We start from the raw sequence: 12,220 nt of genomic DNA, 5'->3' as shown, positions 1-12,220 counted from the left end.
TTTGTAGCACTTTCTCCTTTCCCTTTGATGGCACCTTTGTCATATATTATTAAAGTTATAGTGGTATTTGGATTGTACTTTATGTTGAAAAATTCATTGATAGAACAGAAAAAACTTATGTTAGTTTCAGGTGTTTTATTTTTGTTGTTTATGTATTTTGGTAATGTCTTTGGTTTGATCCTTGCCAAGGTGTCAGGCTATATTTCTACAGGTACTGCGAGTGAAGGTTTGCATTTTTATGGCGTGAAACAAACGATCAGAGAGGCAGGAAAAATCCCTTTTGAAATGTTTGCTAACCGCATTTCTGGTTCGCAGATCGGGGTTATCCTCTCTTTCCTGGGTTATATTGTGCTGGTTGTGAGGCATAGAGCATTTATCTTAGCGCTACCTCTCATCGGTATAGGTGCTTTTGCTTTATGGGGAGGACTTAGATTTACAGTGTATGCTGTACCTATAGCTGCGATGAGTGCGATTTATCTTTTTTGGTCACTAGGTGATCTTTTGCAAAATAAGAGGCTCAAATATGCCCTTGTAATAGTTGCAACGGGAGCATTGCTTTATCCAAATATTACACATGTCATTGGATATAAAGTACCTACAGTACTTAATAAAGCAGAAGTACAAGATCTTAATGCATTAAATGAAATTGCAAGCGATAAAGATTATACTCTTACTTGGTGGGATTATGGTTATCCTGTCTGGTTCTACTCTAATACAAATACGATCATAGATGGAGGGAAACATCAAAATGATAATTTTCTTATCTCTAAGATCATGCAAACTTCTTCTTCTGATCTTGCTGCCAATCTAAGTCGATTGGCAGTGGAGACTTATGTAGATTCTAACTATTCAATAATTGCGAATACTCTGTTTAAAAATGGGAAAAAAGATCAACTCGATCCAAATATTCTTTTATCTGAGCTAGAAGATGGGGCATATAAACTTCCTGAAAAAACTAGAGATATCTATCTTTATCTTCCTTACCGTATGTTAAATATTTTTCCTACAGTGGCAGTCTTTGGAAATTTAGACTTAATGACAGGAAGAGCAGAGAGAAAGATTTCATTTTATCCTACCTCTGCAGTGGGCAATAAAGATGGAATGATCACTTTTTCCAATGGTATTACTTTCGATGCTAAAAAAGGTGAGATTACTTTAGGGAAACAAGTCAAACCTGTGAAGTATTTTATTGTAACTCAAAATACCATAGAGGGGTCACCTCAATTGCAGTCGCGGCTGTATCATCCTGATGGTGAGTATGCAATTGTGTATATGAAGAGTTATGGAAAGTTTATTGTGATGGATAGGGAAACGTTTGACTCAATGTATGTACAAATGTTCATACTGGAGAAGTATGATAAAAACCTTTTTGAACTGGTTGTATCCTCACCGTATAGTAAAATCTATAAACTTAAAAAATAGTGCATTAAAAGATCAGATCTTGCGTGTATCTTTTTTGTAAAGATAATAGTAGAGGATTGAATAGTAGAGTATAAAACAGCATGATATGGCAATATTTGTTGTTGATTTATTTGGAAAAATGGTTGATACTGTCATAAACGGAAGCGTTGACCCTATAATGAATAGCGCTGTTAAGGGGTTACTGTGAGTGATCTGTCTATATACAAGCATGTGGAAATGATAGGCGTCGGGTTGCATTGGAGATAGCCCTATATAAAGTTTTCTCATAATAGAAAATAGCACTTCCCAAACGGGGTAGATAAATATAGAAAAAATATACCAGGGACTGACGCTTTCATACTTGCTTGCCAAAAATATACCGATAATGGCAACGATAAAGCCTAGTAGATATGCGCCTCCATCGCCTAAAAATATTTTACCTTTCGGAAAATTAAGTGTGAAAAATCCTAAAGTTGCACCTGCAGTACTAAGTACTATCGTAAGTATCTCCATATTATTCTGTTCGTAAGAAGTGATGGCAAAAGAGAGAAGTATAAGCAGTATGATCCCTGAAGCCAGGCCGTTGAATCCATCAATAATATTGACTGCATTCATCATCCCGACAATGGCAAACAGACTAAATATCACTCCTGCCCAATAGGGTATACTTATGCCAAGGCCCAAATAGGTCACCACAGAACCTGTGAGCCAAATGGCACTCAGTGCTGCGAGGATTTGCAAAAAGAGACGACGTCTGGCACTTAAAGAGTTATTGAAATCTTCAAAAATACCAGAAAAAAATGCAAGTGTAATGGGGAGAATAAAGTTCAATCCAAGAGGGAAAATTGTGATAAAAAACATCCCTAGTATGATACCTAACCCCCCGGCTCTAGGGGTTGAAACGCTATGATAATTTTGAGGCTTGCTATGCTCCGCATCATCAATAAAGAGATCATGTTTATGACTGAAGTATATGATCGCCATAAGTGTGAATAGAGATATTAAAAATGGATAAACAAATAGAGATATCATATACAAATACTTTAGTTTTTAGAGTATTATACTATAGGATACATAATCTTATCCACGTTCACATTAAGATTATTATAGATATAGCTTAATATCTACAAAGTCTATAAGATTACTTTAGTATAATCATTTCGTTATTTTATAAATAACAAAAAATTAATTATCTAAAGGACAAGGATGTTAAAGAAAGTAATTATAGGATGTTTGGTTCTCGCCACATCATCACTATTTGGTATGAGTTTAAATCAGCTCAATGGAGCTTCAAAAGCAGAGCTTATGGAGATCAACGGTATCGGTAATGCGAAGGCGGATGCCATTATAAAAGAAAGAAAAAAAGAGAAATTTAAATCGTTTGAAGATTTTCAACGGGTTGATGGTATCGGTGAGCAGACTGCAAAAAATGTAAAAAACGATGTGAAGTCTTCTTCTAAGGAAAAAAAAGTAACTCAGAGTAAAACAAAAGTTACAGATAAAAAGAAAAGTTAAACCCTTGAAGAGCTTCGGCTCTTCTATTATAACTCCTGGTACAAAATCCCCTTTAACCACATTTTCGCTACAATTCACTAATTTATTTTTAGACTCTATTTAAGGTATTATCATGACAGTTACACGTTTCGCACCTTCACCTACCGGTTATCTTCATATTGGTGGACTCAGAACAGCACTCTTCTCCTGGCTTACTGCACAGCATAACAAAGGTAAATTTCTACTTCGTATAGAAGATACAGATATGGCTCGTAATTCTGAAGAAGCAACGGAAGCGATACTCAAAGCTTTTGAATGGGTAGGGATGAGTCATGATGGTGAAGTAGTCTACCAGTCCAAAAGATTTGACCTTTATAAAACATACATTGATCAGCTTCTCGAAGAGGGTAAAGCATATAAATGTTATATGAGCAAAGATGAACTTGCTGCCCTTAGAGAAGAACAGATGGCTAAAAAAGAGCGTACACGTTATGATGGACGTTACCGTGACTTTACAGGTACACCACCAGAAGGTGTGGAGCCGGTTATTCGTATTAAAGCACCACAAGAGGGGACTATACGTTTTGTCGATGGAGTGAAAGGTGAGATGAACATTGCCGCATCTGAAGTAGATGATTTTGTCATCGCTAGAGCAGATGGTGCACCAACGTATAACTTTGTTGTTGCTATAGATGATGCACTTATGGGATTGACAGATGTGATCCGCGGAGATGACCACCTCTATAATACACCTAAACAGATCGTAGTGTACAATGCACTTGGGTTTGATCTTCCAAACTTTAACCATGTGGCAATGATAAACAATGAGCAGGGCAAAAAACTCTCCAAAAGGGATGGTGCTACAGATGTAATGGATTATAAGACTATGGGATATTTGCCGCAAGCGCTGTTAAACTTCTTAGTACGTCTTGGTTGGAGTCATGGAGACCAGGAGATCTTTAGCCTTGAAGAGATGATAGCACTTTTTGATCCTAAGAATATTAATAAAAGTTCATCCAACTATAACCTGGATAAGCTACTTTGGCTGAATGCACATTACATTAAAAATACACCAAATGATGAGCTTGCGACACTTCTTAAAGAGTTCGGTGTGGATATACATGAACATGATAAGTTAGAGTTGCTTCTTGATGCGACTAAAGAGAGAGGGAAAACGTTGGTAGATCTTGCAGAACAGATCAATATTATCCTTACTCCACCTGTCCAGTATGATGAAAAATCTTCGAAAAAAGCCTTTAAAGGAGAAGCAAAAGAGATCTTGAGTGATTTTGCTTTAATGCTTAAAGATTGGGATAAAATACTGCATCTCCCTTGTGATTATCATGAAGTGATGGAAAAACTGGTTGAAACCAAAGAGATAGGTTTTGGGAAAATTGGTATGCCTCTTCGTGTGAGTCTTCTGGGTTCGATGACAGGGTCCGGACTTGATGAGATCATGGCTATTTTAGGTCTGGATGAAACAGTGTCACGAATCGAAAAAGCAATTGCAACGATAGAATAGTTTATAGGAAAAAAACCCTATAAACGTCTACTTTTATTTAGAAACAACTTCAAAGATTTCTTCGCTTTATCATCCATTTTATAACGTATATGACCCAAATACCAAGTAAGTTGCTTTGGTGTTATACCTCTTTTTTTTGCTTCTTTTTTCAGGATATATTGAGGGATCTTTACTTTGGTTTGTGCAAAGGTACGAGCCAATTTTTGAATAGCCTGTTCGTGCTTGTTATAGCAGAGTCTGGCAAAGACAAAAGGAAGACCCGTCTCTTTGTACCAGGCTTCTGCCAAGTCAATGCCTGTGCCTTCATTGAAATAATGTTTGAGTGCGGCATCTCCTATAAGTACTTTCCCCTGAAGTTCTAACACACGTGCAAGTTGATTGGAAGTAGCTGATGCCGGATCGATCTCATTTTCCCCTTCCAAGAGTAAAACACTATAGACTTTTTGATCTGCTATGATACCAAGGTCTGTACATTTACATTTAGCTGAGGTAACAGAAGAGATGAAGGCGGCATGGACTTCTCTTCTTTGAAGGGCTTTGTTGATCTGTGAAGGGACAGCACGCTTGTAACGAAACGTCATTTGTGATGCGTTATTGGAAATATAGCGTTTGAGAAAGACTTGAAAAGGTAGAAGATTAAGATAGCTAATAGACCCAAATAACACTGTATAAGCTCCTCCCGAAATCCTGTTTAAGCGTAATTATACCAAACAAGATTTATAATCGCGTTACTATTATAGGCCATTTTTCGGGAAAAGCCTGTCAAATGACACTAACACAAGTCCTTTTAAATAAAAGGACTCATACTTAATGAAGAGGAGCTTTCTCATGGTAAAAGTAGAGTTTTTAGGTCCTATCGGTACAGTGCCGGTGGAGATGGAAGCAGAGACGTTGGCAGACGTCTCTGTACAGCTTAAAGAAGACAGTAGTTTAGCACAATGGTTGGACAAATGTGCCGTAGCATTGAATGATACAATGGTAAATGATCTGACAACAGTACTCCAAGATGGTGATAGAATCTCTATCTTGCCTCCTGTGTGCGGTGGATAAAGAGTGGAACTTTACAATGGTCCGCTAAATACCAAAGAGATATTCGGTCGTTGGCTTGATGAGCAGGCAGAGTCAAACTATGGTGCATATATTCCTTTTGTGGGGACGATACGTGCGGAGGATGATATAGAAGCACTTAGTTTTGATATCTATGAACCTGTGCTGCAAAAATGGTTTGATACGTGGCAAGAGAAAGCTGCAGCTCTAGGGGCAGTGGTAAAAATGGCGCACTCTATAGGGGATGTTCCTGTACATACCTCTTCGTATGTTTCTGCTGTTTTCTCGCCTAAACGCAGAGTGGCACTAGAACTCATAGATGAATTTGTAGAAGACTTTAAAGCCAATGCACCTATCTGGAAGTATGATGTGAAGAATGGCGAACGTATTTATGCAGCAGACAGAAGCACTCCGATGAATGGCTCTGGACTATTGGCATAATAATGAAGGAACAATGATAATGGCATTTATGCACTTTGATGAATCAATCGAGATGATACAAAATATTGAGATAAACACGTACAAAACAAAAAAACTTTATTTGGTGGATGCCTTAGGGTATGTATTGGCTGAAGATGTGATAGCAGATCATAACTCTCCGGAGTTCCCTACATCTGCTATGGATGGCTATGCGATTATCCATGAAGATATGACTTTAGGCACGCTCAAGGTAGGAAGCATCAACCCTGCGGGGTCTGCATTAAAAGAAGAGGTCATAGGCGGTACTTGTATCAAAACCTTTACAGGTTCACTTATGCCTCATGGAGCAGATACGCTTATACCTATAGAAAATGTAGAAGTGGATGGTGATGAGATTATCATCAAAGAAGAGGTCCCTCAAGGGTTTTCTGTACGTGAAGTAGGGGAGAACTATGCAAAAGGACAAATGCTTATTCCCAAGGGGACGAAAATTGACTTTCCTCAAATAGGTGTAATGGCCAGTTTGAACATAGCCAATGTACTTGTCTACGAGAAGCCAACAGTGGCTATCATATCAACAGGTACGGAATTATTGGAATTAGGTGAAGAACAAACCAATGATTCCCAGATAAGAAGTTCTAATAATTATATACTAGAAGCGATCGTCAATAAGTATGATGGACTACCTATGCAACTTGGGTGCATCAAAGATGATAAAGCGACTATCACTACGGCTATCTCAGATGCTCTAGAGAAAAGTGATATTGTTGTGACCACAGGTGGTGTGAGTGTCGGTGATTTTGACTTTGTAAAAGATGTTATCTATGAACTTGGTTGTGATGTAGTCTTCAAGGGTGTACGTGTGAAACCTGGGCAGCATATCATGGTAGCACGAAAAGATGATAAATTTATCATCGGGCTCCCTGGTTTTGCTTACTCGTCTACAGTGACAGCATTGCTTTATGTTGTACCTCTGATCGAAAAACTTCAACAAGGTAAATCGTCTTTACGTCAAGTTAAAGCTAAACTAGCAGAAGCATTTATAAAACGTGCTAAAAAAGCTGAGTTTACTGCTTGTAATGTAACCCTTCTTCAGGGTGAATACTATGTTGACTTTAAAGACAAAAAAGTAGGATCTTCTGCCATCCTTACCAATATGTTGGGGAATGTTGCCCTGCTTGCCACTTCAGAAGATGATACTTCTAAAGAAATAGGCGATGAAGTAACGGTACTTTTACTCGACTAAGCTGCCACTTTTGCTTGTATCTTTAGAAAAAGTGCAAGCTCTGCTACTGTTTTACATCCTGAGTTCATTGCTTGATTAAGTAAGTTTCTATTTCTTTTAAAATCCATTTTAAATCCTTTTCATTTTAAATATGTCAAATTGTACAAATAAAATGCAAAATATATAAAAAATATGTCAAATTGTCATACTTTTAAGAAATATACCCTATAATTTGTCATATAATAAATAAAAAAGGAGATAAAATGGTAATACTTACTGAAATTATAGAAAAGTTAAAAGATGTACTCTCTGAGAGTGCTATAGGAAGAAAAGTATTTGATAAAGATGTGGCAACTGCACTGAACATCCCTCAGGCAACGTTTGCAACGATGAAAAAAAGAAACTCTATCCCTTATGAAGAGATATTGGAGTTTTGTGCACTAAAGAAGATCTCTGTGAACTGGCTCTTTTTTGATCAAGCAGTTGATATGCTTAAAGCGGAGACAGAGAAGTTCTTTCAAGTACGCTATTTTTCAGATATCCGTGCAAGTGCAGGTGGGGGTGCTTATGGTTTTGACGAAGACTTTGAAACTATAACGCTGGATGAGAAGATTATGCATAATATGGTTGGTATGGGAAACACAGAGCTTGAAGCTATTCATGTAGATGGTGAGTCTATGGAACCAACACTTCAAGATGGATCTATCGTCTTTGTAGACAGAAGTCAGACGAACATAAATAAAGATGGTGTTTTCATTGCTTCAACAACTGGGGGCTTATTCATCAAACGTATTCGTCAAAGAGCAGATGGGATGGTAGAATTAATTTCCGATAATAAAGCGTATCCCCCAGAGGTCCTGACACCAGATGTCGTAAGTATCGTAGGTAAAGTAGTGGGAAATATAGAAAGTCTATAGTCTCTGATATTGTAAAGTAGTAAAGAGCAACTAGTTGCGAGAGCCTACTTCAGAAGTAGGCTCTGCGACAAGCGTAGCTTTTAGGACTTTGTTCAAAAAGTGTCTTTTCTGATAACGTTTATAGGTTACTGGCACACTCCACACATCTTACACTCTCAGGACGTATGCTCATACGTCCCATACCGATCGTTTCTTCACACTCTATGCAAATACCGAACATAGGCTTATCTACCCGTAACAGTGCATTGGTGAGCCTTGATAGACGTAATTTTGATTCATCCAGTATTTTGTTGTTGACATGTTGTTCCCCCATGGCTTCCAGACGGGTGAGTCTTCCCAACGAACAGTCCGGAGCAATGGGTTTTACTTTTTCTTCGAGTATGGCTATTTGTTCTTTAAGTGTTATGAGATCTTGCTCTATCTTCTCTTTAATATTACTTTTTTCTTCTTCTGTAAAACTCGGCATTTAGTGCCTCCCTGTACTGAATTTTAATTCTCGTCATTTGTGGCTACTTTATGGTATATTGAGATTATTATACAGGAAATGAGACAAGATGAGAAATATAATTTTTTGGTTGGCACTTTTAACTTTCATACATGCTGAACATAATCATACCAATGCACTCATACACGAAAGCTCTCCCTATCTTCAGCAACATGCATATAATCCTGTCAACTGGTATCCTTGGGGGGCAGAAGCTTTCGCTAAAGCTAAAAAAGAAAACAAACTTATTTTTCTCTCCATAGGCTACAGTACTTGTCACTGGTGTCATGTGATGGAAGAGGAGAGTTTTACGGATGATACTGTCGCAAAACTGTTGAATGATAGCTATGTGTCTATCAAGGTAGATAGAGAAGAGTTCCCTCAATTGGACAAAAAGTATCAGAAGTTTTATATGTCTGTACATGGAGAGAGGGGAGGATGGCCGTTAAGTGTTTTTATGTCTCCTGAAGCAGAAGTATTTCATTTGGCTACCTACATTCCCATAGAAGAGGGTTATGGTTCCATAGGAATGATGAACATGCTTCCTTCCTTAAGCAAACTGCAAGCAGAGAATACAAAACAGTTGCAAGAACTTGTAGCGAAACATACACAAGCAGAGATAAGGGGAAATAGAAAAGAAAATTTAAAACAGAAGTTGAGCTTAAATGTAATGGATAAAGTTGTAGAGGAAATTTCTGCAGAATTTGATCAAGAGAATGGAGGTTTTTCTTCAAGACCAAAGTTTCCTGAAGCGTCTAAAATAGCACTTTTGATAGATATTTATAAATTAAATGGTAACAAAAAAGCATTAGATATGTCCGAGAAGACACTTAGAAAAATGGCACAAGGTGGTATTTATGATCAGATAGGAGGAGGGTTTTTCCGTTATACCACAGACAAAGAGTGGCAGAGCCCCCATTTTGAAAAGATGCTTTACACCAATGCTGAACTCATACCTCTGTATGTAAGTATGTATGCACTTAAAGCTGATCCTCTTTATAAAAATGTAGTGGATGAAAGCATTGCCCAAATGGAAACGAATTTTATGAAAGAGGGTGTGTACCTTTCCGCCAGTGATGCTGACAGTGAAGGAGAAGAGGGCGGGTATTTTATCTATGAATATGTGGAAGTAAAGAAGGATCTGTTGGCACAGGGCTTGAATCTTGAAGAAGTAGAAGAAGTTTTGGCATACTTAGGCATAGAAGAAGATGGGAATATCGATGGGGATCTTTCTCATACGCATATCACCAGTGACACCGTACCTGTGAGCTTAGAGCAGGTCAAAACATATTTAAGAGAAGTAAGCAGTAAAAGAACCTTTCCTTTTGTAGATAACAAAATTATCACAGCATGGAATGCAATGATGATCAAAGCACTTTTTGTAGCTTCCACGCTTGATAGCCACTATCTTACATTGGCTGAGCAACGCTTAGAAGCACTTTTGAAAATGATGAGAACAAGAGACAGACTGTATCATCAAACGCTTTCAGGTACAGAACCCAAACAAGAAGGTTTACTTGAAGACTATGCTTTTTTAATCGATGCTATGATAGAAGGGTATGAAAGTACATACAATAAAAAGTACCTTATAGAACTACAAGATTTGGCCAATGAAGCCATAGTCAAGTTTTATAGAGAGAAACGATGGTACTTGAGTGATGACGGCATAGAAGCTGAAGCTGATTTTGATGACAGGTATTATACTTCTGCATTGAGTGTCATGTTGGAGAACTTGGTAAGGGTAGCCAGCCTCACTGAAGAACTTTCTTATATTGATGTGGTTAAAGAAACCATTGAAAATGCTGGAGGAGTGTTGAAAAGAACACCTGCCAAAGCACCCAAACTTCTTCATACTTTTTTACGTCTCAAATTGGGAGATGTCATCATTAAATCTAAGACCAAAAAGTTGCAAAAAAGCAGAAAAGAGATAGAAGTCATGCAGTATCCTTTTGTTTTAAGCAAATCCGAAGAGAGTGATAAGTATCTTGCCTGTAGAATCAGCAGCTGTTTTGCGTACGATACAAACATAACAGCTTTGATAAAACAAATAGAAAACATGGTGAAATAATATGTTAACAATGAATGATGATCTAGAAGGTGCATTGAAAGAGTATCTTAACCTTTTAGATAAAGAAGAATATTTTGAAGCGCATGAAGTTTTGGAAGAGGCATGGCATCCTTTAAGACTCAGTAATCATTCTCTGAAGAATCTTGTAAAAGGGTTTATCAATGGAGCCATCACGTTTGAACATATCAAGCGCGATAGAAAGAATGTAAAAGACAAAGCACAGCGGGTTATTGCTTCCTATGAAAGATATAAGCATTTGTGTACAGACAGTATCGAACATGCAGAGCTCTTTAATCAAGCCGGCCAAAAGATAGAATCTTTGAAATTAAAACATGCAGAGGTCTTTGATGTTCTGGTACCATAGTACAACAAAACATTCTTACAACTCTGTACGAACCAATCCCAACAGACTTTCCTGGGAAGATCAGCCCAGTACTTATAAAAACTATCCTGACAGTTATGAAAAACGAAAATTGGATCTGGACAAAGCAGAAGATGATTTTCTTTATTATATTGCAGGGTTGACTGCAAAGAAAAGCTATCCAAGTGGAGAGTATTATCTGCGTATTAACCCTTCTGCAGGAGCACTGTATCCTAACGAACTTTATTTTCAAGCGCGAGGTGTAGAAGGTGTAGACGACGGAGTGTATCATTATGAAGTGAGCTCTTCCTCTTTGACACTACTGCAAGCCATTACAGAGGATGAAGGTATCGAACCGTATCTAGGCTACAAAATCGCTATGAAAGGATATCTCTTTCTGGTTTCCGCAGTGTATTATCGTTCTTCATGGAAATACAAGAACCGGGCGTTCAGGTATTGTCTTTTAGACGGGGGGCATCTTTTGGGTAGCATAGAAGCTTCGGCATTACTCAAACCACATGCTGCACAAATGCTTTACAATATAGACAGAGAAAAGTTGAACCGTATGTTCGGTTTTGAAGGAAGAGAATGGATGTTGTCTGGGTGCTCTATGGCAGTACCGATACAAGATCAGGAAATCTCTGCCATAGAGTTTGCTCTCCCCTATGTCGATGGAAGCAGGACTTTTGAGTCTAACCCTCTAATAGAACAGGCGTACAATGAAACGATGCAGATGGAAGAGTGCAAACGGGAGGTAAAGGCGCCAAAGTTCACCTATCAAGCTGAGAAACTTAAAGAAACACTTTTTACCCGAAGGTCACAAAGAGGTTTCGAGGAAGGTGCCATCACCAAAGGGCAGTTCAATTACCTTATGGAAGCCATACATCAGCCTATACTGAGTGATTGTGATGAAGATGTCTCTGTGTATGTTGTCATAAACAGAGTGATCAATATGCCGTTGGGACTCTATAAAGAGGGTAAATACATGAAGTATGGCGACTTTGGCAAAAAAGCAGGGTATTTGAGTTTAGAACAGTATAGCCTTTCTATGCAAGGTGCAGTAGCCTTTTTCTTGACTTCCAAAGCAAAAAATTATCAGGCACTGTACCAAAAAGCTGGGATCATAGGACACAGACTTTATGTGGCTTCCCTCTATCTGGGGATAGGGTGTTCTGGAATCGGTGCCTATTATGATGATGAGGTCAATGAATTTGTAGAGAACGATGAGATGGTACTGTATGCTTTGGCCATAGGGAAATAAATTTTAGTGTGATTTGATCA

The 12,220-nt window shown here is 38.1% G+C and carries 13 protein-coding genes; 10 read left to right on the top strand and 3 right to left on the bottom strand.

The window, feature by feature from the left end:
• On the top strand, nucleotides 1-1,422 hold a 1,422-nt coding region (locus ABYK33_RS08990; protein ID WP_373032810.1), incomplete at its 5' end, for a peptide-binding protein.
• A 12-nt stretch (nucleotides 1,423-1,434) separates the two neighbouring features.
• Here ABYK33_RS08990 and ABYK33_RS08985 read toward each other — a convergent pair.
• Entirely contained in the window at nucleotides 1,435-2,433 is a 999-nt protein-coding gene (locus ABYK33_RS08985) for a glycosyltransferase family 4 protein (RefSeq protein ID WP_373032809.1), read from the bottom strand.
• Between the two features lie 174 nt (nucleotides 2,434-2,607).
• Here ABYK33_RS08985 and ABYK33_RS08980 point away from each other — a divergent pair, with 174 nt between their 5' ends.
• Nucleotides 2,608-2,916: a ComEA family DNA-binding protein gene (locus tag ABYK33_RS08980; RefSeq protein ID WP_373032808.1), complete on the top strand. Its 309-nt coding sequence runs from the start codon at nucleotides 2,608-2,610 to the stop codon at nucleotides 2,914-2,916.
• A 112-nt stretch (nucleotides 2,917-3,028) separates the two neighbouring features.
• The gene (gene gltX, locus ABYK33_RS08975; protein ID WP_373032806.1) at nucleotides 3,029-4,417 is read left to right on the top strand and encodes a glutamate--tRNA ligase; all 1,389 of its coding nucleotides are present in this window, start codon (nucleotides 3,029-3,031) and stop codon (nucleotides 4,415-4,417) included.
• 17 nt (nucleotides 4,418-4,434) lie between these two features.
• On the opposite strand, the gene ABYK33_RS08970 is transcribed toward gltX, so the two are convergent.
• Nucleotides 4,435-5,082 (bottom strand): MqnA/MqnD/SBP family protein, encoded by a 648-nt coding sequence (locus tag ABYK33_RS08970; RefSeq protein WP_373032805.1) that lies wholly within the window; start codon nucleotides 5,080-5,082, stop codon nucleotides 4,435-4,437.
• Between the two features lie 163 nt (nucleotides 5,083-5,245).
• Between ABYK33_RS08970 and ABYK33_RS08965 the strand changes: the two genes are divergently transcribed.
• The 4 genes from ABYK33_RS08965 (at nucleotide 5,246) to ABYK33_RS08950 (ending at nucleotide 8,026) form a co-directional block, all read left to right on the top strand.
• Nucleotides 5,246-5,467, top strand: coding sequence for a MoaD/ThiS family protein (locus tag ABYK33_RS08965; RefSeq protein ID WP_373032804.1), 222 nt, complete (start codon nucleotides 5,246-5,248; stop codon nucleotides 5,465-5,467).
• Nucleotides 5,468-5,470: 3 nt separating this feature from the next.
• On the top strand, nucleotides 5,471-5,905 hold the full coding sequence (locus tag ABYK33_RS08960) for a molybdenum cofactor biosynthesis protein MoaE (RefSeq protein ID WP_373032803.1): 435 nt from the start codon (nucleotides 5,471-5,473) through the stop codon (nucleotides 5,903-5,905).
• 19 nt (nucleotides 5,906-5,924) lie between these two features.
• Nucleotides 5,925-7,130 (top strand): molybdopterin molybdotransferase MoeA, encoded by a 1,206-nt coding sequence (locus tag ABYK33_RS08955; RefSeq protein ID WP_373032801.1) that lies wholly within the window; start codon nucleotides 5,925-5,927, stop codon nucleotides 7,128-7,130.
• Between the two features lie 242 nt (nucleotides 7,131-7,372).
• Nucleotides 7,373-8,026 carry a S24 family peptidase gene (locus tag ABYK33_RS08950; protein WP_373032799.1) on the top strand — a complete coding sequence of 218 codons (654 nt, stop codon included), beginning with the start codon at nucleotides 7,373-7,375 and terminating at the stop codon, nucleotides 8,024-8,026.
• A 118-nt stretch (nucleotides 8,027-8,144) separates the two neighbouring features.
• Here ABYK33_RS08950 and ABYK33_RS08945 read toward each other — a convergent pair whose 3' ends face one another.
• Entirely contained in the window at nucleotides 8,145-8,492 is a 348-nt protein-coding gene (locus ABYK33_RS08945; protein WP_373032798.1) for a TraR/DksA family transcriptional regulator, read from the bottom strand.
• A gap of 88 nt (nucleotides 8,493-8,580) precedes the next feature.
• Between ABYK33_RS08945 and ABYK33_RS08940 the strand changes: the two genes are divergently transcribed.
• Genes ABYK33_RS08940 through ABYK33_RS08930 form a run of 3 tightly spaced genes read left to right on the top strand, consistent with a single transcriptional unit; the run spans nucleotide 8,581 to nucleotide 12,200 of the window.
• Nucleotides 8,581-10,578 carry a thioredoxin domain-containing protein gene (locus ABYK33_RS08940; protein ID WP_373032797.1) on the top strand — a complete coding sequence of 666 codons (1,998 nt, stop codon included), beginning with the start codon at nucleotides 8,581-8,583 and terminating at the stop codon, nucleotides 10,576-10,578.
• Nucleotide 10,579: 1 nt separating this feature from the next.
• On the top strand, nucleotides 10,580-10,942 hold the full coding sequence (locus ABYK33_RS08935) for a DUF309 domain-containing protein (RefSeq protein WP_373032796.1): 363 nt from the start codon (nucleotides 10,580-10,582) through the stop codon (nucleotides 10,940-10,942).
• Nucleotides 10,926-12,200 (top strand): SagB family peptide dehydrogenase, encoded by a 1,275-nt coding sequence (locus tag ABYK33_RS08930; protein ID WP_373032795.1) that lies wholly within the window; start codon nucleotides 10,926-10,928, stop codon nucleotides 12,198-12,200. Before ABYK33_RS08935 ends, ABYK33_RS08930 begins: the two co-directional genes overlap by 17 nt.
• Nucleotides 12,201-12,220 lie beyond the last annotated feature (20 nt).

This window comes from Sulfurovum sp. (assembly GCF_041562805.1).
Classification (GTDB): Bacteria; Campylobacterota; Campylobacteria; order Campylobacterales; family Sulfurovaceae; genus Sulfurovum.
This window is presented reverse-complemented; position numbering and strand designations above follow the sequence as displayed.

What these genes read in the sequence shown, in the direction of transcription:
- ABYK33_RS08985 (WP_373032809.1), bottom strand. Translation starts at nt 2,433, where the DNA reads ATGATATCTCTATTTGTTTATCCATTTTTAATATCTCTATTCACACTT.
- ABYK33_RS08980 (WP_373032808.1), top strand. Translation starts at nt 2,608, where the DNA reads ATGTTAAAGAAAGTAATTATAGGATGTTTGGTTCTCGCCACATCATCA.
- gltX (WP_373032806.1), top strand. Translation starts at nt 3,029, where the DNA reads ATGACAGTTACACGTTTCGCACCTTCACCTACCGGTTATCTTCATATT.
- ABYK33_RS08965 (WP_373032804.1), top strand. Translation starts at nt 5,246, where the DNA reads ATGGTAAAAGTAGAGTTTTTAGGTCCTATCGGTACAGTGCCGGTGGAG.
- ABYK33_RS08955 (WP_373032801.1), top strand. Translation starts at nt 5,925, where the DNA reads ATGGCATTTATGCACTTTGATGAATCAATCGAGATGATACAAAATATT.
- ABYK33_RS08950 (WP_373032799.1), top strand. Translation starts at nt 7,373, where the DNA reads ATGGTAATACTTACTGAAATTATAGAAAAGTTAAAAGATGTACTCTCT.
- ABYK33_RS08945 (WP_373032798.1), bottom strand. Translation starts at nt 8,492, where the DNA reads ATGCCGAGTTTTACAGAAGAAGAAAAAAGTAATATTAAAGAGAAGATA.
- ABYK33_RS08940 (WP_373032797.1), top strand. Translation starts at nt 8,581, where the DNA reads ATGAGAAATATAATTTTTTGGTTGGCACTTTTAACTTTCATACATGCT.
- ABYK33_RS08935 (WP_373032796.1), top strand. Translation starts at nt 10,580, where the DNA reads ATGTTAACAATGAATGATGATCTAGAAGGTGCATTGAAAGAGTATCTT.
- ABYK33_RS08930 (WP_373032795.1), top strand. Translation starts at nt 10,926, where the DNA reads ATGTTCTGGTACCATAGTACAACAAAACATTCTTACAACTCTGTACGA.